This is a genomic window from Cupriavidus sp. UGS-1 (genome assembly GCF_021213615.1).
GTDB lineage: Bacteria > Pseudomonadota > Gammaproteobacteria > Burkholderiales > Burkholderiaceae > Cupriavidus.
In genome coordinates this window covers 16,417-35,146 of sequence record NZ_JAJQJF010000008.1, presented here as the reverse complement: position 1 = coordinate 35,146, position 18,730 = coordinate 16,417, and the positions used below count along the sequence as shown (strand labels likewise).

Annotated in this window: 18 protein-coding genes; 12 read left to right on the top strand and 6 right to left on the bottom strand. The window is 70.0% G+C overall.

Features of this window, described 5'->3' with window-relative positions; translation table 11 throughout:
* Positions 1-11: 11 nt before the first annotated feature.
* The 3 genes from LRR16_RS12415 to LRR16_RS12405 form a co-directional block, all read right to left on the bottom strand.
* Positions 12-752, bottom strand: a complete 741-nt coding sequence (locus LRR16_RS12415; RefSeq protein WP_232206105.1) for a dienelactone hydrolase family protein — start codon at positions 750-752, stop codon at positions 12-14.
* 85 nt (positions 753-837) lie between these two features.
* Entirely contained in the window at positions 838-1,650 is an 813-nt protein-coding gene (locus LRR16_RS12410) for a helix-turn-helix domain-containing protein (protein WP_006575909.1), read from the bottom strand.
* Positions 1,651-1,793: 143 nt separating this feature from the next.
* Positions 1,794-2,531: a GDSL-type esterase/lipase family protein gene (locus LRR16_RS12405; protein WP_064575036.1), complete on the bottom strand. Its 738-nt coding sequence runs from the start codon at positions 2,529-2,531 to the stop codon at positions 1,794-1,796.
* 284 nt (positions 2,532-2,815) lie between these two features.
* On the opposite strand from LRR16_RS12405, the gene LRR16_RS12400 reads away from it, so the two are divergent.
* From LRR16_RS12400 to LRR16_RS12375, 6 genes are all read left to right on the top strand, one after another.
* The gene (locus LRR16_RS12400) at positions 2,816-3,097 is read left to right on the top strand and encodes a UxaA family hydrolase (RefSeq protein ID WP_006575911.1); all 282 of its coding nucleotides are present in this window, start codon (positions 2,816-2,818) and stop codon (positions 3,095-3,097) included.
* A 104-nt stretch (positions 3,098-3,201) separates the two neighbouring features.
* Positions 3,202-4,377: a UxaA family hydrolase gene (locus LRR16_RS12395; RefSeq protein ID WP_006575912.1), complete on the top strand. Its 1,176-nt coding sequence runs from the start codon at positions 3,202-3,204 to the stop codon at positions 4,375-4,377.
* Positions 4,377-5,315, top strand: a complete 939-nt coding sequence (locus tag LRR16_RS12390) for a hydroxyacid dehydrogenase (protein WP_232206103.1) — start codon at positions 4,377-4,379, stop codon at positions 5,313-5,315. The genes LRR16_RS12395 and LRR16_RS12390 overlap by 1 nt, the downstream gene beginning before the upstream one ends.
* Positions 5,312-6,352, top strand: a complete 1,041-nt coding sequence (locus tag LRR16_RS12385; RefSeq protein WP_232206102.1) for an Ldh family oxidoreductase — start codon at positions 5,312-5,314, stop codon at positions 6,350-6,352. The genes LRR16_RS12390 and LRR16_RS12385 overlap by 4 nt, the downstream gene beginning before the upstream one ends.
* Positions 6,353-6,442: 90 nt before the next feature.
* Positions 6,443-7,447: a tripartite tricarboxylate transporter substrate binding protein gene (locus LRR16_RS12380; RefSeq protein WP_232206100.1), complete on the top strand. Its 1,005-nt coding sequence runs from the start codon at positions 6,443-6,445 to the stop codon at positions 7,445-7,447.
* 175 nt (positions 7,448-7,622) lie between these two features.
* Entirely contained in the window at positions 7,623-8,363 is a 741-nt protein-coding gene (locus LRR16_RS12375) for a GntR family transcriptional regulator (protein WP_232206099.1), read from the top strand.
* Between the two features lie 102 nt (positions 8,364-8,465).
* Here the strand turns inward: LRR16_RS12375 and LRR16_RS12370 are convergent, their stop codons facing one another.
* Complete coding sequence (locus LRR16_RS12370) at positions 8,466-8,876, bottom strand: Fur family transcriptional regulator (protein ID WP_006579736.1); 411 nt, start codon at positions 8,874-8,876, stop codon at positions 8,466-8,468.
* Positions 8,877-9,052: 176 nt separating this feature from the next.
* On the opposite strand from LRR16_RS12370, the gene LRR16_RS12365 reads away from it, so the two are divergent.
* From LRR16_RS12365 to LRR16_RS12345, 5 genes are all read left to right on the top strand, one after another.
* The gene (locus tag LRR16_RS12365; RefSeq protein ID WP_232206098.1) at positions 9,053-11,218 is read left to right on the top strand and encodes a TonB-dependent siderophore receptor; all 2,166 of its coding nucleotides are present in this window, start codon (positions 9,053-9,055) and stop codon (positions 11,216-11,218) included.
* A gap of 22 nt (positions 11,219-11,240) precedes the next feature.
* Positions 11,241-12,884: an ABC transporter substrate-binding protein gene (locus tag LRR16_RS12360; protein WP_232206096.1), complete on the top strand. Its 1,644-nt coding sequence runs from the start codon at positions 11,241-11,243 to the stop codon at positions 12,882-12,884.
* 197 nt (positions 12,885-13,081) lie between these two features.
* Positions 13,082-13,951, top strand: a complete 870-nt coding sequence (locus tag LRR16_RS12355) for an ABC transporter permease (protein ID WP_232206207.1) — start codon at positions 13,082-13,084, stop codon at positions 13,949-13,951.
* Between the two features lie 5 nt (positions 13,952-13,956).
* Positions 13,957-14,784 (top strand): ABC transporter permease, encoded by an 828-nt coding sequence (locus LRR16_RS12350; RefSeq protein WP_232206094.1) that lies wholly within the window; start codon positions 13,957-13,959, stop codon positions 14,782-14,784.
* On the top strand, positions 14,781-16,217 hold the full coding sequence (locus tag LRR16_RS12345) for an ABC transporter ATP-binding protein (protein WP_232206092.1): 1,437 nt from the start codon (positions 14,781-14,783) through the stop codon (positions 16,215-16,217). Before LRR16_RS12350 ends, LRR16_RS12345 begins: the two co-directional genes overlap by 4 nt.
* Before the next feature lie 117 nt (positions 16,218-16,334).
* Here LRR16_RS12345 and LRR16_RS12340 read toward each other — a convergent pair whose 3' ends face one another.
* On the bottom strand, positions 16,335-16,637 hold the full coding sequence (locus LRR16_RS12340; protein WP_006579928.1) for a zf-TFIIB domain-containing protein: 303 nt from the start codon (positions 16,635-16,637) through the stop codon (positions 16,335-16,337).
* 216 nt (positions 16,638-16,853) lie between these two features.
* Between LRR16_RS12340 and LRR16_RS12335 the strand changes: the two genes are divergently transcribed.
* Positions 16,854-17,666, top strand: coding sequence for an aminotransferase class IV family protein (locus LRR16_RS12335; RefSeq protein WP_232206206.1), 813 nt, complete (start codon positions 16,854-16,856; stop codon positions 17,664-17,666).
* 45 nt (positions 17,667-17,711) lie between these two features.
* Here LRR16_RS12335 and LRR16_RS12330 read toward each other — a convergent pair whose 3' ends face one another.
* Positions 17,712-18,656, bottom strand: a complete 945-nt coding sequence (locus LRR16_RS12330; protein WP_156526488.1) for a tripartite tricarboxylate transporter substrate binding protein — start codon at positions 18,654-18,656, stop codon at positions 17,712-17,714.
* Between the last annotated feature and the right edge of the window lie 74 nt (positions 18,657-18,730).

Sequence of the window (18,730 nt, the reverse complement as noted above, 5' to 3'; positions counted from 1 at the left end):
GGCCGTGAGCTTTACGCCCCCAGTTGCTCGGCCAGGAATCCCTTCATCGCCGCCCATGAGCGCCTGTCGGCCCTCGGGTCATAAACGATCCCCCGTTCCGGGAAGTTCGCGCCGGCGAAGGTGAAGGCATGGCGGGCGTGCCCATAGGCGTGCAACTGCCAGTCCGCCCCTGCGTCGGTCAGTTCCCTGGCGATGGCCAGCACATCGGCCGGCGGCGCGACGGGGTCCTCCCACCCGTGCAACAGCAGCACGCTTGCGGAAATCGGCCCTTGCCGGTCGACCCGTGGCGGCTGTAGCACGCCATGAATGCTGATCGCGGCGACCAGATTCGGCGGCGCCGCGCGCGCCAGGTCGAGCGCGCACAGGCCGCCGAAGCAGTAGCCGACCGCGGCGATGCGGGCCGGATCGACGCCGGGGAGCGCCATGGCGGCATCGAGCCCCGCCAGCAGCCGTTGCCTCAGCAGGGCACGGTTGGCGAGCATCGGATTCATCAGACGCGAGTTGTCGCCCATCGGGTCGCCGCGGACCCCCTTGCCGTAGACGTCGGCGGCGAAGCAGACGTAGCCCAATGCGGCCAGCCGGTCCGCGCTGCACTTGATGGGATCGCTCAGGCCGCTCCACTCGTGGGCCAGCAGCACGCACGGCGCGGAAGGCCCGAGGCGCGTGGGCCGGGCCACGTAACCCTCCAAGGTCGTCTCGCCGTCGGTGTAGTCGACCAGCGATCGTTCCAGCGCAATTTCATCAACGTCCATCCGTACCTCCTGTCGTGTGCCACCGGCAGGATGCCGCCGCGCGGACGCGCCGTATTGAACGTTTGGGACGCCGGACGCCGCGCCGTCAGAGGTAGAAGGCCGGGCCGTCAGTCGATTGCGCGCCGAAGTGTTCGGCAAGCGGCGATGGTCCGGCGCGGGCGTAGCCGCCTGGGGTCTGGGCCAGCCGTCGCCGCCAGTTGCGGATCTGGTGGGCTTGGTCGCTGTAGCCGGACAGCGCGTCCCCATCGCCGCGTTGCACGGCCTGGATGCTCGACTGCAGCCGCTCCAGGTCCATGAGCTGCTTGGGGCCGAGGCCGAGATGCCGCTCGAACCATCGGTGCAGTTGGCGGCGATCGACGGCGGTCAGCCGGGCGATGTCCTGCACCTGCCGGCCTTGCCGCAACAGCGCGTGGGCTGCCGCGAGGGTTGGCAGTTCCATTGGCGCCCGGATGGCATCGAGGCGCCGCAGCAGCCAGTCGTCCAGTTGGCGGGCGATCCGGCCCGGCGACCACGCCGCGCTGAGGTCTGCCTCGAGCGCGCAGGCCGCCCCGTCGCCCAGATAGCCCGCGAGGTCCATCAGGCGATCCTTGCAGTCCGCGCCAATGCCGGGAAACAGCCGCGCCAATCCCACGGCGCCGAGCATCGCCATGACGAAATACGTGTCCGACCACGAGCGCCAACGGCGGCTGGCCGACTGGAAACCCAGCAGCGAGACCTTGGGCACGGTGGGGCCGCCCTCCATCGCATTGGGACGGCCGAAGTTGACCGACAGCACCGCGCCCGGGTAAGGGCAGGTCACGATCGGCTGCCCTTCATACATGCCCTCCAGATCCTGGACGAACCAGTAGCCGTTGACGTAGGGCGCCAACGCGGGGCAAGGGGCGATCACCTGGAACATGGCGGACTCCTCCGGGCTCATCCGGGGCAGTGGGGAAGCGTCGAACGCTGTCAGGCGCAAGACGCGACGCTCAACATACCAGAAGCCGGTTCTGGCACGCCGCCCGTGTTCGCCGATCGCATCGGCGCGGAAGGCGGGGAGCGCTATCGCACGGCGACGCTGGTGCCCTGCAGATACGGCAGGATCACGGCCTTCCAGCGCGCATAGCCTGCGCCGTTCAGATGCACGCCGTCATAGGTGTACGCGCGGTCCAGGTTGCCGTCGCGGTCCGCCAGCGCGCGGCCGACGTCGATCCACTCGACGCGATCGTCCCTGGCCGCCAGTCCGGCCAGCAGCGCGTTGAGCTGCGCGACACGGCCATTGTCGCGGCCGGTGTCGCGGATCTCGCGGTTGACCGGCAGCGTGCTCTGCAGATAGATCCGCGTGCCGGGCGACACGCGCTTGACCGTGTCGACGATCTGCCGATAGCGGTCGAACACCTCGCGTTCGTCGAAGGCGCCCAGGTCGTTGATGCCGGCCATCAGGAACAGCTTGGACGGCCGCGTACCGGCGACGGATTCGATGCGGTCGAGAATCCGCGCGGTCGAATCGCCGCCGATGCCGCGATTGACCACATCGCCGTGACCGAGAAACTCCGACCATTCCCCGGCTTCGGTGATCGAGTCGCCGACGAACACGATCTTGCCGGCGGGCAGCGTGGCATCGAGCGAGCGCAGATGCTGCAGCCGCCCCGCGCTGTAGCCCGAGCCATCGTCGCGGTGCTTGAGCTTGAAGGCGAGATAGCTGATGCCGCCAAGGCGGTGGATCGCCATCACGGTGGCGCTGACGAATGCGAGGTTCAGCAGCAGCGACGCCACCAACAGCAGTCTGATCGGACGCATGGCCGACTCTCCCGGGTAGGCGGAGGTTGGGCGGCCGATCTCCCTTCGATGCCGGGCGGCCGCGGCCAGGGAAAGCTCCGCGAGCCGATCTTCGGACGGTCGGGCTGCTGCGTCAGTGCGACAGCAAACGCTTCTCATTTCAAAGGCAAGTTAGGGTTGGCGAGCACGAACGCGCCGGAGCGCACAACCATATACATCTAATTCATATAGATGAGTTGGTTGACCTTTATGTTTTGAGCACCTATGATCCGATGCACGCACCAACCCACAGAGGAGACACAACGATGATTCACGTCGTATTGCACGACGCCAAGGACACGGTGGCCGTGGCCGTGGTGGAAGGGATCGAGGCGGGCACCGAGCTGAACGCCTGGATCATGGATGAGGACCGCACCATCACGGTGACCGCGCGCCAGCCGATCCCGATCGGCCACAAGGTCGCGCTGCGCGACATGGCGCCGAACGACACGGTCTACAAGTACGGCGTCGACATCGGCAAGGTGGTCGCGCCGATCAAGGCCGGCGAGCACGCCCACGTGCACAACATCAAGACCAAGCGCTGGTAAGGCATCGCCGCGCGGCGATCCGCGCGGGACAGTGCATCGATCCCCCGCGCAGCCATTCACGCCCGACCAGGCGATTCAGTCATCCGAGAACCGAATACCAAGCCATGTCCATCATCGACCAAAACACCACCTTCTGGGGCTACCGCCGCGACAACGGCCGCGTCGGCGTGCGCAACCACGTGATCATCCTGCCGCTGGACGACCTGTCCAACGCGGCCGCCGAGGCCGTCGCGCATGCGATCAAGGGCACGATGGCGATCCCCCATCCCTATGGCCGCCTGCAGTTCGGCCCGGACCTGGAGCTGCATTTCCGCACGCTGATCGGCGCCGGCAGCAATCCCAATGTCGCCGCCGTGGTGGTGATCGGCATCGAGGACGGCTGGACCAAGCGCGTGGTCGACGGCATCGCGAAGACCGGCAAGCCGGTGGTCGGCTTCGGCATCGAGGGCCACGGCGACCACGAGACCATCAAGCGTGCATCGAAGGCCGCCAAGGAGTTCGTGCAGTACGCCACGGCGCTGCATCGCGTCGAATGCCCGATCGCCGACCTGTGGGTGTCGACCAAGTGCGGCGAGTCGGATACCACGTCCGGCTGCGGCGCCAACCCGACCGTCGGCAATGCCTTCGACAAGCTGCATCCCCTTGGCACCACGCTGGTGTTCGGCGAGACCTCCGAGCTGACCGGCGGCGAGCATATCGTCGCGGCACGCTGCGCCAACGACGAGGTCCGCCATCAGTTCATGGCGATGTTCGAGCGCTACCAGGGCATGATCGACCGCTGGAAGACCACCGATCTGTCGGAGTCGCAGCCGACCAAGGGCAATATCGCCGGCGGCCTGACGACGATCGAGGAGAAGGCGCTGGGCAACATCCAGAAGATCGGCAAGAAGTGCACCGTCGACGGCGTGCTCGACAAGGCCGAGGAGCCGACGCATCCGGGCCTGTGGTTCATGGATTCGTCGTCGGCCGCGGCCGAGATGGTGACGCTGTGCGCGGCCTCCGGCTTCGTCGTGCATTTCTTCCCGACCGGGCAGGGCAACGTGATCGGCAACCCGATCGTGCCGGTGATCAAGCTGTGTGCGAATCCGCGCACCGTGCGGCTGATGAGCGAGCACATGGACGTCGATTGCTCCGGGCTGCTGCAGCGTGAACTGAATCTGGACCAGACCGGCGACAAGCTGCTCGAGTGCATGCTGGCCACCGCCAACGGCCGCTGGACCGCGGCCGAGGCGCTGGGCCACCGCGAGTTCGTGCTGACCCGCATCCACGAGTCGGCCTGATGAAGCGGATCTGCATCAGCGAGTTCATGGACCCGGACGCGGTGGCCGCGCTGACGCCCGGGTTCGAACTGCGCTACGAGCCCGACTGGGTCGACCGCCGCGCCGAACTGCTGGCGGCGCTGCCTTCGGCCGACGCGCTGATCGTGCGCAACCGCACGCAGGTCGATGCGGCGCTGCTCGACAGCGCGCCGCGCCTGCGCGTGGTGGGGCGGCTCGGCGTCGGTCTGGACAATATCGACGTCGAATCGTGCAAGGCGCGCGGCATCCGCGTGATTCCGGCCACCGGCGCCAATGCGCGCTCGGTCGCCGAGTACGTCGTCACCACGGCGGCGATGCTGCTGCGCGGCGCCTATCAGAGCAGCGGCGAGGTGGTGCAGGGCAAGTGGCCGCGCGCGCGCTTGTCGGAGGGCCGCGAGACGCTGGGCAAGACGCTGGGCCTGATCGGCTTCGGCGACATCGGCCGGCAGACCGCCGCGCTGGCGCAGGCCTTCGGTATGCGCGTGGTCGCGCACGATCCGATGCTGCGCGACGACGATCCGGTCTGGCAACGCAGCGGCGTCGCGCCGCGCGGTCTCGATGCGCTGCTCGCCGAGGCCGATGCGGTCAGCCTGCACGTGCCGCTGGTGCCGGCGACCCGGCATCTGCTCGATGCGCGTCGCCTCGCCGCGATGCGCCCGGGCGCGGTGCTGATCAATACCGCGCGCGGCGGCGTGGTCGACGAGTCCGCGTTGGCGGCGGCGCTGCGCCAGGGGCATCTGGCCGGCGCCGCGCTCGACGTGTTCGAGCGCGAGCCGCTGCCGGCGGGCTCGCCGCTGGACGGTGTGCCCAATCTGGTGCTGACGCCGCATATCGGCGGCGTCACGCGCGAGGCCAATGCGCGCGTGTCGATGCGGATCGCGCAGCAGGTGCGGCAGGCGCTGGACGAGGTATCGACATGAGCGCCCCCAACATCAAGGCCGTCGATGCCGCACGCCTGACGCGGCTGGCCGAGGCCGCGCTGCGCCGCGCCGGTGCCAGCGCGCTGCAGGCCCAGGCCACCGCGGCGGCGCTGGTGCGCGCCGATGCGGCGGGCCTCGCCTCGCATGGCGTGTCGCGGGTGCCGATGTATGTCGCGCACCTGCGGCGCGATCGCGTCGATGGCGCGGCGGTGCCCGTGCTGCAGACGCGCAACGACGAAAGGCGTGCCGCGCTGTTGGTCGACGCCCGCTGCGGCTTCGCCTTCCCGGCCTGCGCGATGGCGATCGAGCAGGCGATCGTGCGCGCGCGCGAGCTCGGCGTCAGCGTGGCCGCGGTCACCAACAGCCATCACTTCGGCGCCGCCGCCTCGCATCTGGAGCCCGTCGCCGCCGCCGGCATGATCGGCATCGCGCTGGGCAACTCGCCGGCCGCGATGCCGGCCTGGGGCGGGCGCAAGCCGCTGTTCGGCACCAATCCGATCGCCGCGGTGTTTCCGCGCCGCGGCGCGGCGCCGGTGGTGATCGATCTGTCGCTGTCGGAGGTCGCGCGCGGCAAGATCATGGTCGCCGCCAAGGCAGGCCAGCCGATTCCGCTGGGCTGGGCGCTCGACGAAGCCGGCGAGCCGACCACCGACGCGGCGGCCGCGCTGCGCGGCTCGATGCTGCCCGCGGGCGGCGTCAAGGGCGCGATGCTGGCGCTGCTGGTCGAGCTGCTGGTGGTGTCGCTGGCCGGCGCGCAGTTCGGCGCGGAGGCCGATTCCTTCTTCGAAGACGCCGGCGGGCGGCCGCGCATCGGCCAGGTCTTCCTGGTGCTGGATCCGGCCGCGTTCAGCGGCGAGCAGGTTTATCACGATCGCGTCGAGGCGCTGCTGGCGGCGATGTTGGCCGACCCGGGAACGCGCCTGCCGGGCGCGCGCCGCGAGGCATCGCAACAACGCGCCAGCCGCGAGGGCATTGCCGTGCCTGCCGCGCTGCTGGCCGAACTGGAGGCGCTGGCCGGGGAGGGTAGTCCGGCCTAGCAAGCGTCAGCTGGGGCCGGCCTCCGCGCCGGCCCCCCAATACGCCGAGGTCCGCAAAGTACGGATGGCGGCAAACAAAGGAGACAAACCATGCATCGCCCGTTGATTCGCACCATGCTGCGGCATGTGGCCGCGTTGTCCGTTGCCTTGTCCGCCGTTACCGCCGTCACCGCGGCCGCCCCCGCGGCGGCCCAGGGGCCCGCCGACTATCCGAGCAAGCCGATCCGCTACGTGGTGCCGTTTGCGCCCGGCGGCCTGACCGACATCATGGCGCGCATGGTCGGCCATCAGCTGTCGGAGGAGTGGGGCAAGCCGATCGTCATCGACAACAAGCCGGGCGGCAATGCCAATATCGGCGCCGACCAGGTGGCCAAGGCGCCGGCCGACGGCTACACCTGGCTGGCCGTCACGCTGACGCACGCGTCCAACGTCACGCTGTTTCCGAAGCTGCCGTTCAACATGCAGAAAGACCTGGTGCCGGTGGCGCGGATCGCCTCGTCGCCGATGACCGTGGTGGTGCCCGCCAACTCGCCGATCCAGTCGATGAAGGACCTGGTCGAGGCGGCCCGCAAGGGCAAGCTCAATGCCGGTTCCAGCGGCAACGGCACGCCGCCGCACCTGACGCTTGCCCTGTTCGAGAGCCTGACCGGCACCAAATTGACGCACGTGCCGTACAAGGGTGGTGCGCCGTCGATGACCGACCTGATCGGCGGGCAGATCGACGTGGTGTTCTCCAACTTCCCCGAGTCGCTGGCCTACGTCAAGGGCGGCAAGCTGCGCGCGCTGGCGGTGACCACGCGCGAACGCCATCCGCTGCTGCCGGATGTGCCCACCGTCGGCGAAATGGGCTTCCCCGACCTGCTGGTCGAGAACTGGACCGGGCTGATGATGCCGGCCGGCACGCCGAAGCCGGTGATCGACAAGGTCGGCACCGCGGTGGCGAAGATGGTCGAGGTCAAGTCGGTGCGTGACCGCATCGTGGCGGCGGGCTTCTCGCCCGCTCCACAGGCGAGCGCGCCCTTTACCGACTACTTCCAGGGCGAGGTCGCGCGCTGGGCGAGGCTGATCGACCAGAAGGGCATCCGCGCCGAGTAGATCGCAGCGCGCGGGGCGGGGCGCGAAGCCCAGGGTTCGAGACGATCTTCGACACGGCGGGCGCGGGCGGCGGCAGTCATCCATGTTATATAGACGTTCCGTTCCGACGCCGGGCAGCCGGCGGCGGTCCGGAACCGGCATCGTGCCAATCCATCCGTCAGGGAGATCGTTGAAGGTGGGCGCAGAATTCGAAGCAGGCGCGGCAATCGGCGGCGTGCTGTACAAGGACGTCAAGCGGGCGATCCTGGCGGCGCTGGCCGCCGGCGAGTGGAAGCCGGGCGAGGCGATTCCGGCCGAACGCAAGCTGGTGGAGCGCTTCGGCGTGTCGATCGGCACGCTGCGCAAGGCGATCGACGAACTGGTGGCGGAGAACATCATGATCCGCCATCAGGGGCGCGGCACCTTCGTCGCGACCCACCGCCAGGAGGATCATTTCTTCCGCTTCTTCCGCGTGGTGCGCGAGGACGGCCATCGCGCGTTTCCCAGCGTGCGGCTGGCCAGATTCCGGCGCGGCAAGGCCAGCAAGGAAGAGGCGCTGGCGCTCGGCATCGCGCCGGGCGAGCGGGTCTTCCATTTCATCAACGTGCTGTCGCTGGACGGCAGGCCGGTGATGACCGATGCGATCACGGTGCCCGAGGCGCTATTCGACGGGCTGACCGAGACGATGCTGCGCGAGCGGCCCAACACGCTGTACAACTTCTATCAGGACGCCTTCGGCATCAACGTGATCCGCACCGAGGAGCGCCTGCGCGCGGTGCTGGCCGACGAGGACGACCATCGGCTGCTGCCGGTGCCGGTGGGCGGCCCGCTGCTGCAGATCACGCGGATCGCCTCGTCCTATCACGACCGGCGCGTCGAGCGCCGCGTTTCGCGGCTCGACACCACCGCGCACGAGTTCGCGATCTCGCAGCCGTAACTCCGTCGCCGCTCGCGTCGTCATTCCCGCGCATGCGGGAACCCAGCGACTTTGAATGCCACTGGGTCCCCGCGTTCGCGGGGACGACGACATCCCTTCGTATCAGCTTGCCCGCCGTTTCCCCGCCTTCTTCGTCGCGCATTCGATGCAGCGGCCGCGCAGCGTCAGCTCGTGCTGCTCGACGACGAAGCCCGGCGGCGTGATCTCTTCCAGGTGCCCGGGGCACCCTTCCAGCGGAAACACGCGGTCGCAGCTCAGGCACTGGAAGTAGTGCTTGTGCACGACCGCGTCAGGTTCGTCCGCGACCTCGTAGCGGTCCGCCTGTCCCGGCAGCGGCACCGCCACCAGGCCACCTTCCTGCAGCATGGCGCGGATATTGCGGTAGACCGTCGCGAGTCCAAGCGTCGGCACCGTGCGCTGCGCGGCGGCCAGGATCTCGGCAGGGCTCAGCGGCCGGGCGGCCTCGCGCAGCGCGCCCAGCACGGCCTCGCGTTGACGGGTCATGCGTTCCATGGCTAGAATGATAATGAAAATTCGTTCTCAATAAGGCGCGCCGTCGCTCGGCAGCGTCGCCGCAGCCCGTATTGTCGCCGCTATTGTCGTTGCCTGCGGCTTCCATTGCCGGCCCGCACACGCGGTACGGCATGACGGTGGCGGTGATCGCCTGTCTTCGCTCACTCTTCGTCCACATGTCCACGCCGATTTCATCGCCCGCGCGGGTACCCGCGCGCCGCGCTGCGCGACCCTTGCGCGCGGTTCATCCGCTGTCGCCGCTTGCCGCCGCGCTGTTCGCCGCTGCCGCGCTCGCCGAACCCACCGAGGCCGCGGAGCGGGAGGAGGCCGTGCTGCCCGAGGTCGCGGTGGTGACGTCCGGCGCCGCATCGTACAACCCGGATGAAGCCAGCGGCGCGACGCGCACCGACACGCCGCTGCGCGAAGTCCCGCAGGCGGTGCGCGTGGTGCCGCGCGCGATGATCGACGATATCGGCGCGACCCGGCTCGAGCAGACCTTCGACTATGTCAGCGGCATCGCGCGCCAGGACAGCTTCGGCGGCCTGTGGGACAACTTCGCGGTGCGCGGCTTCGCCGGCAACGAAAACACCGGCACCGGCTACCTGGTCAACGGCTTCGTCGCCAACCGCGGCTTCACCGCGCCGCGCGACGTCGCCACCATCGAGCGCGTCGAGGTGCTCAAGGGCCCCACCTCGTCGCTGTACGGCAGCGGCGAGCCGGGCGGCACGCTGAACCTGGTCACGAAGCAGCCGCAGTTCAAGCCGGCGCAGAACTACGAGCTGGAAGTCGGCAATCGCGACCGTTATCGTGTCGCCGCGGATGTCACCGGGCCGCTGGGCGAGAACGTCGCCGGCCGCCTGATCGCGGTGGGCGACCATCAGGGCAGCCAGCGTGCCTTCGTCGACAGCCAGCGCTATCTGCTGGCGCCCTCGCTGACGTGGACGCTCGGCGCCGATACGGTGGTCCAGTACGCCGGCGAATGGCAGCGCTTCTCGACGCCGCTGGACCGCGGCATCGTCGCGGTCGACGGCCGACTCGATGCGATGGGCCGCAAGACGTTCCTCGGCGAGCCGGCCGACGGCGATATCCGCCTGGACAGCCAGTCGCACCAGCTCGGCGTCGAGCATCAGTTCTCCCCCGCGTGGAAGGGCCGGCTGTCGCTGGCCTATCGCGGGGGCTCGCTGGAAGGATATTCGACCGAGCCCTTCGCGCTGGCCGCCGACGACCGCACGCTGCGGCGCCAGCGGCGATACCGCGACTACCAGTCCGACGATACCGCGCTGCAGGCTGACCTGACCGGCCGCTTCGACACCGGCGCGCTGTCGCACACGCTGCTGGTGGGCCTGGACGCCTATCGCTTCAGCAGCAGCCAGGTGCAGCTGCGCGGCAATCCGACCGCCGCGACGCCATATCCGATCGACATCTACGAGCCGGTCTACGGATCGACGCCGCCGCCGTTGTTGCCGAACACCGATACGCACGAGCGGCAGACCAATCTCGGCCTGTACGCGCAGGACCAGATCGCCTTTGGCGAGCGCTGGCGCCTGCTCGGCGGGCTGCGCGTCGACTCGTATCGGCAGACGCTGGACAACCGCCTGCGCGGCACGCGCGTCGAGCAGGACCAGACCGCGGTGTCGCCGCGGCTGGGCCTCGCCTATCTGGCCAGCAACAACGTGACGCTGTTCGCCAATGCCAGCCGCTCCTTCCGTCCCAACCCGGGCAGCAACGCCGCCGGCGAGCCCTTCACGCCCGAGCGCGGCCGCGCGGTGGAGGCGGGCCTGAAGTTCGAGACCGACGATCGCCGCCTCGGCGCGACGCTGAGCGCGTTCACGATCCACAAGCGCAATGTGCTGACCGCCGATCCGGCCGATCCCTCGTTCTCGACCACCGCAGGCGAGGCGCGCAGCCGCGGCCTCGAACTCGATGTGGCGGGCCGCCTCGGCCAGCATTGGCGCGTGTCGGGCAGCGTCGCGCTGACCGATGCCGAGATCACCGCCGATACCCGGCTGCCGGCCGGCACGCCGCTGCGCAATATTCCGCGCACCAGCGCGAGCGCGCTGGCGGTCTACGAGGATGCGGCGCCGGTCGGGCAACGCTATGGGCTCGGCGCCGGCGTGCGCTACGTCGGCAAGCGCTCGGGGGACGCAGCCGACAGCTTCACGCTGCCGTCGTACACGCTGGTCGATCTGCTCGCCTACTGGCAGCTCAGCAAGCAGGCCCGGCTGACGCTGAACGTGCACAACCTGTTCGACCGGGACTACTACGCCAGTTCCTACAGCGCGCTGTGGATCGCGCCGGGAGCGGGGCGCACGGTGCGGCTCGGGCTGCGGCTCAGCTATTGACGCGATGAAACGGTCCGCTGCCATGTCCCCGCCTGCATCGATGCCAGCCGGTTCACCGGATTCGCCGCGTTCGCCACGCCGCCGGCGCCTGCTGGGAGCCGGCGTCGCCGCGCTGCTGTCGCCGACGCTGGCGCAAGGCAAGGGGACGGACACGGACGCGGACAAGAGAGCCGCAGCCGACCGCACCGTGCGCGTGATCGGCCCGTGGGAGCTGTCGAGCCTGGATCCGCTGCGCGGCGGCTATCTGTTCGCGCGCATGCACGTCGCCGAGACGCTGGTCGACTATGACGCCCAGGCCCGGCCCGTCGCCGGACTGGCGTCGCGCTGGCAGGTGTCCGGCGACGGGCTGGTTTGGCGCTTTGCGTTGCGCCAGGGCGCGCGCTTTCATGACGGCTCGCCGGTGCGCGCGGCCGACGTCGTGCAGGCGCTGCGGCGCGCGCTGCATCCGGCCGGCGTGCTCGGCCAGGCGCCGATCGCCGCGATTGATGTCGCGACCGATGCCGCGACCGACGCCGCGCCTGGCGCGGTCGTCCGGATCCGATTGCGCCAACCGTTTCCCGCGCTGCCGGCGCTGCTGTCGCACAGCAGCACGCAGATCCTCGCGCCCGCGTCCTTTGGCGCCGATGGCGCGGTCCGCGCGATCGTCGGCTCGGGCCCGTACCGCATCGTCACGCTGGAGCCGCCGCAGCGCTTCTCGGTGGCGGCTTTCGATGGCTGGCAGGGGCCAGTCCCGGCGGTGCGCCGGGCCAGCTATCTGGCGATCGGACGCGCCGAGATGCGCGCGCTGATGGCCGAGGCGGGCCAGGCCGAACTGGCCTACGGCCTCGATCCCGGCAGCGTGGCGCGGCTGCGGCGCGGCGACGCGGTCCGCGTGCTGCAGCAGCCGATCCCGCGCACCACCGCGCTGAAGCTCAATGCCCGCCATCCGCTGCTCGCCGATCCGCGCGCGCGGCAGGCGCTGTCGCTGGCACTGGACCGGCGCGGCATCGCGCAGGCGGTGCTGCGAGAGCCGTCGCTGGCGGCGACGCAGCTGTTCCCGCCCGCGCTGGCCGGCTGGCACCGCGCCGAGCTGCCGGGACTCGCGCACGACCCCGTACGCGCCCGAGCGCTGCTCGCCGAACTGGGCTGGCGGCCCGGCACCGACGGCGTGCTGGCACGCGGCGGCGAGCGTTTCGCGCTGACGCTGCAGACCTTTCCCGATCGCCCCGAACTGCCGGTGATCGCCGCCGCGATCCAGGAGCAGCTGCGCCTGATCGGCATGCAGGTCCGCGTGGCGATTGGCAATTCCAGCGAGATCCCGCTGGGCCATCGCGACGGCACGCTGCAGATGGCGCTGATTGCGCGCAACTATGGCGCGGTGCCCGATGCCTTGGGCACGATCGCGCAGGACTTCGGCACGGCCGATGGCAACGGCGGCGATTGGGGCGCGATGGGCTGGTCGTCGGCGACGCTGACGCGCGCGCTGGCGGCGATGTCGTCGACCACGGACGCGGCCCGTACGCAGGGGCTGCGCGGGCAGATCGCCGGCGCGCTGCACGAGGGCCTGCCACTGGTGCCCGTGCTCTGGTATCAGCAGACGCTCGCGGCCAGCCCGCATCTGGCCGGCGTGTCGATCGACCCGTTCGAACGCAGCTACCGGCTCACCGAATTGCAATGGACCCGATGACGCCACCGAATCCTCAGGCCACAGCGCTGGCCGCCACACCGGCCGCGGCAAGCGTCGCCGAATCCGCATCGGCATCGCACGATGCCTTGCGCCGGCGGCGCGCCACACCGGCCGCCCGGCTGATCGCTCGCGTGCTGCTGCAGCGCGGGGTGCAGGCCGCGGTCGTCGCCGCGCTGGTCGGCAGCCTCAGCTTCCTGATGATGCGGCTGCTGCCGGGCGACATGGCGTTCCGCATCGCCGCCGGCCGCTATGGCTACGACATGGTGACCGCGCAGGCCGCCGACGCGGTGCGGGCCGAACTGGCGCTTGACCAGCCGTGGTTCGACGGCCTGCTGGCGTGGTGGTCGCGGCTGCTGCACCTGGACCTTGGCACCTCGACGGTGACCGGCGCGCCGGTCGCCGCCGAGATCGCGCATCAGCTCGGCCATACGCTGTGGCTGGCGCTGGCCGCGCTGGCGGTGTCGACGCTGATTGCGCTGCCGCTGGGCTTTGCCGCAGGCAGTCGCGCCGGCGGCCACACCGATCGGATCACGCTGGCGTTGTCCGTGCTGCTGCGTGCGCTGCCGCCATTCGTGCTGGGCATGCTGCTGGTGCTGGCGTTCGCGGTCGAGCTCGATTGGCTGCCGGCCGGGGGCCACGGCGAGCACGGCAGCTGGATCGCCCCGGCGCTGACGCTGGGACTGGGCCTGGCCGCCACCGCGATGCGCGTCGCGCGCGATGCGATGGCCGGCGTGGTGGCGGCGCCGTACTGGCTGTTCGCGCGGACCAAGGGGCTGACGGACCGGGTCGCGATGGCGCGGCACGGCGTGCGCAATGCCGCGGTGCCGGTGGTCGCCTATCTCGGCGTGCAGCTGGTCTATCTGCTCGAGGGCGTGGTGGTGGTCGAGACGCTGTTCGCGTGGCCCGGCATCGGCCATGCGCTGGTGCATGCGATCTTCGGCCGCGATGTGCCGATGATCCAAGGCACCGCGTTGACGATGGGACTGCTGTTCGTGGTGTTGAACGCCGCGGTCGACCTCGCCTGCATGGCGATCGATCCGAGGCTGCGAGCGAGGGTGGCACGATGAGCGGAATGGCAAGCCTGAGCTTGAAGGGCGTATCGGCGGCTGCCACGCCGCGGCGGCGAATCGCCTTGCTGCTGATCGTGCTGCTGGCCCTGTTCGCCGTGGTCGGCCCGTGGGCCACGCCACGCGAACCGTTCGAACAGGATCTGTACCGCGTACTGCAGGCGCCGACGATGGCCGAGCCGCTCGGCACCGATCATCTGGGCCGCAGCGTGCTGGCCCGCACCGCGCACGCCACGCGGCTGTCGCTGGGGCTCGCGCTGCTGTGCGTGCTGTCGGCCGCGCTGCCGGGCACGTTGCTTGGGCTGCTTGCCGCGTGGCGCGGCGGCTGGGTCGATCGCGTGGCGGGCGCACTGGCCGACGCGGTGCTGGCGCTGCCGGGACTGCTGCTGGTGCTGCTGCTGTCCGCGCTGGCGCCGGGCGCGATGTGGCCGCTGTATCTGGGGCTGTCGCTGGTGCTGTGGGTCGAGTATTTCCGCGTCGCGCGCGCCAGCGCGCGGATCGTGCTGCAGAGCCACCATGTCGAGGCCGCGCGCCTGCTCGGCTTCGGACCGCTGCATATCGTGCGCCGGCACCTGCTGCCCGAGCTGGCACCGGTGCTCGGCACGTTGAGCAGCTTCGGGCTTGGCGCGGCGGTGCTGGCGCTGGCCGCGATGGGCTTCGTCGGCATGGGCGTGCAGCCGCCGATGGCCGAGCTCGGCCTGATGATGACCGAGTTGCTGCCCTATGCGGCCGAGGCGCCGTGGGCCATCGCCAGCCCGATCGCGGTGCTGACATTGGCGATTCTGGCGTTGGCACTGCTCAACGACCGCACGCGTGCCGGGGTGTCGTCATGAACGCGCGGAACGACATCCTCATCGAGGACTTGCACGGCGACCGCGCCGGACGCCTGCTCGGCGTGACGGACCTGTCCGTCGCGAGTGCCGACGGCGTGCTGCTGCAGCCGGTGTCGTTCGAACTGCAGGCCGGCCGCGCGCTGACGCTGCTGGGCGAGACCGGTTCCGGCAAGAGCCTGCTGGCCCATGCCGTGATGGGCTCGCTGCCCTCCGGCCTGCGCGCGAGCGGGCGCCTCGCCGGCGATGGCTGGCAATGCGAGGCCGGCGATAGGCGGGCGCGGCGGCCGCTATGGGGCCGCGAGCTGGCGCTGCTGCCGCAGGAGCCGTGGTTTGCGCTGGACCCGCTGATGCGCGTCGATGCGCAACTGGCGGAGACCTATCGCTGGGTCGCCGGGCAGTCGCGACAGCGCGCCGCGCACCACGCCGCGCAGGCGCTGCGCGCGGTCGGGCTCGGGCATGCGGCGCGCGCCTGGCCGACCGCCTTGTCGGGCGGCATGGCGCAACGCGCGGCGTTCGCGATCACCGGCGCCGGCGATGCGCCGATCCTGATCGTCGATGAACCGACCAAGGGCCTGGACCGGATCTGGCGCGACGATCTGGTGGCGCGCCTGCGCGCGGCGCTGGAACAGGGCTGCGCGGTGCTGACCATCACCCACGACATCGGCGTGGCGCGCGCGCTCGGCGGCGACACGATGGTGATGCTCGATGGCCGCGTCGTCGAGCGCGGCCAGACCCACGCGGTGCTGGGCGCGCCGTCGCACGACTACACGCGCGCGCTGATCGCAGCAGAGCCCGCGGCGTGGCCGCGGCGGCCGCTGCCCGATATCGGCGGCGAGGTGTTGCGCGCCAGCGGCCTGAGCAAGCGTTTTGGCGACCATCTGCTGTTCGACGGCCTCGACCTGGCGCTGCACGCGGGCGAGCGCGTGGCCGTCACCGGACCCAGCGGCAGCGGCAAATCGACCTTGGGCAATGTGCTGCTCGGTCTCGCCCGGGCCGATCGCGGCAGCGTGCGCCGCGCCGACGGCATTGCGCGGGTTCGTTTCCAGAAGCTCTATCAGGACCCGGCCGGCGCCTTCGCGCCGCATGTCTCGCTGGGCCGCGCGCTGCAGGACCTGATCGCGCTGCACCGGCTCGAACGCGCGCCGCTGCGGCCGTGGATGGAGCGGCTCGGCTTGTCGGCCGATCTGCTCGAGCGGCTGCCCGGCGCGGTATCCGGCGGCGAACTGCAGCGCTTCGCCTTGCTGCGCGCGCTGCTGCTGCGGCCGGCCTTCCTGTTCGCCGACGAGCCGACCTCGCGGCTCGACCCGGTGACACAGCGCAATACCATCGACCTGATCGTCGAGGCGGCGGAACAATCGGACTGCGCGCTGATGCTGGTCACGCACGATCCGGATCTTGCCGCCAACGTGGCGGCCCGCACGCTGGCGTTCTGATGAACATGGCGCCGGCTGATGTCGTTCCCGCGAAAGCGGGAATCCAGCGTCTTTGAAAGACACTGGGTCCCCGCCTTCGCGGGGACGACCGGCATGGTCAGCAAGGATGGCCGAGCGTCAGTCGAAGATCTCGTGCCAGATGCTCTTCTTGCGATAGTGCTTCTGCTCGCGATAGCGGTCGTCGTCGCGATAGCCGCGCTCGTAGCCGCGGTCATAGCCGCGCGGATCGGCCGGGCGTTGCGGCGCAGCGGCCGGGGCCGCCTGGGCGACCGGCGCCTGTTCGGCGGACGCGCGTTCCAGGATCTTGTCGAGCTCGCCGCGATCGAGCCACACGCCGCGGCATTTCGGGCAGTAGTCGATCTCGACGCCCTGGCGTTCGGCCATCACCAGCGTGGTCTCGGTACACACGGGACATTGCATCGCAGCTCTCCTTGATTGCGTGTTCAACGGCTGTCAGACCGTCGGTGGCCGGCTTGGTTCGGCACCGCGGATGCCGGCTTGCGCTTGATGCGCTACATCTGGTGGATCGGAATCTTCAAGTTGCACTTGTTGATGGGATCAAAACTTCTCGTTTCCATCAGGCCTGGCCGATCGGCGATAGTTGCGCCACTTGACGATCACATACAGGAGCGTGCCATGTCAGCCGAATCGAAGTTCCAGATCGCCTACCTCGACGGACAGCCCGCCTCGGCGGCGGACCTTGCCCCGATCGCCTTCGCCGGCTATGCCCACTTCACCGCGATGCAGGTCAGGGATGGCCGCATTCGTGGCCTGGACCTGCATCTGTCGCGGCTGCGCTCGGCATCGGCGGCGCTGTTCGGCACCGCGCTGCCGGATGAGCAGGTGCGGCAGCAATTGCGGACCGCCTTGCAGGCGGGGCCCGGCGACCTCTCGTTGACGGCGACGGTGTACTCGCCCGAAGGCGAATTCACGGCGCGCGGAGCTGGGACGCCCCGGCTGCTGATCCGGACCGGTCCGCCTTCGTCGGGCCCCGACGGTCCTCTGTCCCTGCAGACCGTCGAGCACGAGCGCGTCCTTCCCGCAATCAAGCACGTCGGCGAAATCGCCAAGACCTGGTACCTGCGCCAGGCCGTGGAACAAGGCTTCGACGATGCGGCCTTCGTCGACCGTCATGGGCGGCTCAGCGAGGCCAGCATCTGGAACCTGGCGTTCTGGGACGGGGAGGCGGTGGTATGGCCGGTAGCGGAAATGTTGACCGGCACCACGATGGGCATCGTGCGGCGTCAGCTGGACCGGCTTGGCATTGCGCAGCGCTCGCGGGAGATCAGGCTTGCCGATGTGCCTGCGCTCGCCGGCGCCGTGGTGATGAACTCGTGGACGCCCGGCGTGCCGGTGCGGCGCGTCGGTTCGGTGCCCATCTCCGATGCGCCGGAGTTTGTCGCGCTGCTGCGGCGCGCCTATCAAGCGGAGCCCGCGGTGGCGCCATGACGCGCTTCACCGCCTGCACTCATTGCCTGCGCTCATTGCTTGGGCTCATTGCTTCGGAATCCCCGCCAGCGTGGCCGCCGCCGACCACCGCTTGATCTCGTCGAGCTGGAACTTGCGCAGCACGTCGGCGCCGCCGGCGAAGATCTGGCCATTGGTGCGGCCGATGAATTCGGCGGCCTCCTTGCTGTTGAAGATCTCGACCGCGGCCTGGCTCAGCTTGTCGACGATCGGCTTGGGCGTATTGGCGGGCGCGAACAGCGAGACCCAGTTGATCATGTAGTAGTCCTTGAAGCCCAGTTCCTGCAGCGTCGGCACATTGGGCTGCACGTCCAGCCGCTTGTCGCCGGTGACCGCCAGGATCCGCGTCTTGCCGGTCTGCGCCAGCGCCGCCGCGGCGGTGTAGTCCGACAGCGCGAAGTCCACCTGGCCGCCGGCCAGGTCCGCGACGGCCGGCGCCGCGCCCTTGTACGGAATCGCCACGGCCTTGACGCCGGCCTGCTTCAGGAACAGCTCGGTGGCGATCTGGTACGAGGCCGAGCCGGAGCCGTAGCTCAACTTGCCGGGCCGTGCCTTGCCGTCGCGGATCAGGTCCTGCACGGTGCGATACGGTGAGCTCGCGGGCACCGACAGCACCATCGCGCCGTAATAGAGCCGCGCCACCGGCGCGAAGTCCTTGACCGGGTCGTAGGGCAGCGACTTGAACTGCACCGCGTTGGTGGCCATCGGCGAGTTGCTGGCGACGAACAATGTGTAGCCGTCGGGCTCCGCACGCGCCACCGCCTGCGCCGCGATGAAGCTGTTGGCGCCGGGCCGGTTCTCGACCACGAAGGGTTGGCCGAAGCGTGCCTCCAGCTTCTGCGCGAGGAAGCGCGCGGTGCTGTCCGAGCCAGTGCCCGGCGGGAACGACACCACGATCTTGACCGGCTTGCCCGGATAGCCGGCGGCATCGGCAGCCGCATTGCCGGCGACCGCTGGCGACGGCGACATCATCGCCAGCGCGATCGCCGATCCGGCGGCAAGCGAAGCCAGCCGCGCAACGTTGCCCATGTCCATCCACTGATAAC

Bases quoted from the DNA above. Each gene is read 5' to 3' on its own strand.
- LRR16_RS12415 (WP_232206105.1), bottom strand. From the start codon at position 752: ATGGACGTTGATGAAATTGCGCTGGAACGATCGCTGGTCGACTACACC.
- LRR16_RS12410 (WP_006575909.1), bottom strand. From the start codon at position 1,650: ATGTTCCAGGTGATCGCCCCTTGCCCCGCGTTGGCGCCCTACGTCAAC.
- LRR16_RS12405 (WP_064575036.1), bottom strand. From the start codon at position 2,531: ATGCGTCCGATCAGACTGCTGTTGGTGGCGTCGCTGCTGCTGAACCTC.
- LRR16_RS12400 (WP_006575911.1), top strand. From the start codon at position 2,816: ATGATTCACGTCGTATTGCACGACGCCAAGGACACGGTGGCCGTGGCC.
- LRR16_RS12395 (WP_006575912.1), top strand. From the start codon at position 3,202: ATGTCCATCATCGACCAAAACACCACCTTCTGGGGCTACCGCCGCGAC.
- LRR16_RS12390 (WP_232206103.1), top strand. From the start codon at position 4,377: ATGAAGCGGATCTGCATCAGCGAGTTCATGGACCCGGACGCGGTGGCC.
- LRR16_RS12385 (WP_232206102.1), top strand. From the start codon at position 5,312: ATGAGCGCCCCCAACATCAAGGCCGTCGATGCCGCACGCCTGACGCGG.
- LRR16_RS12380 (WP_232206100.1), top strand. From the start codon at position 6,443: ATGCATCGCCCGTTGATTCGCACCATGCTGCGGCATGTGGCCGCGTTG.
- LRR16_RS12370 (WP_006579736.1), bottom strand. From the start codon at position 8,876: ATGGAACGCATGACCCGTCAACGCGAGGCCGTGCTGGGCGCGCTGCGC.
- LRR16_RS12365 (WP_232206098.1), top strand. From the start codon at position 9,053: ATGTCCACGCCGATTTCATCGCCCGCGCGGGTACCCGCGCGCCGCGCT.
- LRR16_RS12360 (WP_232206096.1), top strand. From the start codon at position 11,241: ATGTCCCCGCCTGCATCGATGCCAGCCGGTTCACCGGATTCGCCGCGT.
- LRR16_RS12355 (WP_232206207.1), top strand. From the start codon at position 13,082: ATGATGCGGCTGCTGCCGGGCGACATGGCGTTCCGCATCGCCGCCGGC.
- LRR16_RS12350 (WP_232206094.1), top strand. From the start codon at position 13,957: ATGGCAAGCCTGAGCTTGAAGGGCGTATCGGCGGCTGCCACGCCGCGG.
- LRR16_RS12345 (WP_232206092.1), top strand. From the start codon at position 14,781: ATGAACGCGCGGAACGACATCCTCATCGAGGACTTGCACGGCGACCGC.
- LRR16_RS12340 (WP_006579928.1), bottom strand. From the start codon at position 16,637: ATGCAATGTCCCGTGTGTACCGAGACCACGCTGGTGATGGCCGAACGC.
- LRR16_RS12335 (WP_232206206.1), top strand. From the start codon at position 16,854: ATGTCAGCCGAATCGAAGTTCCAGATCGCCTACCTCGACGGACAGCCC.
- LRR16_RS12330 (WP_156526488.1), bottom strand. From the start codon at position 18,656: ATGATGTCGCCGTCGCCAGCGGTCGCCGGCAATGCGGCTGCCGATGCC.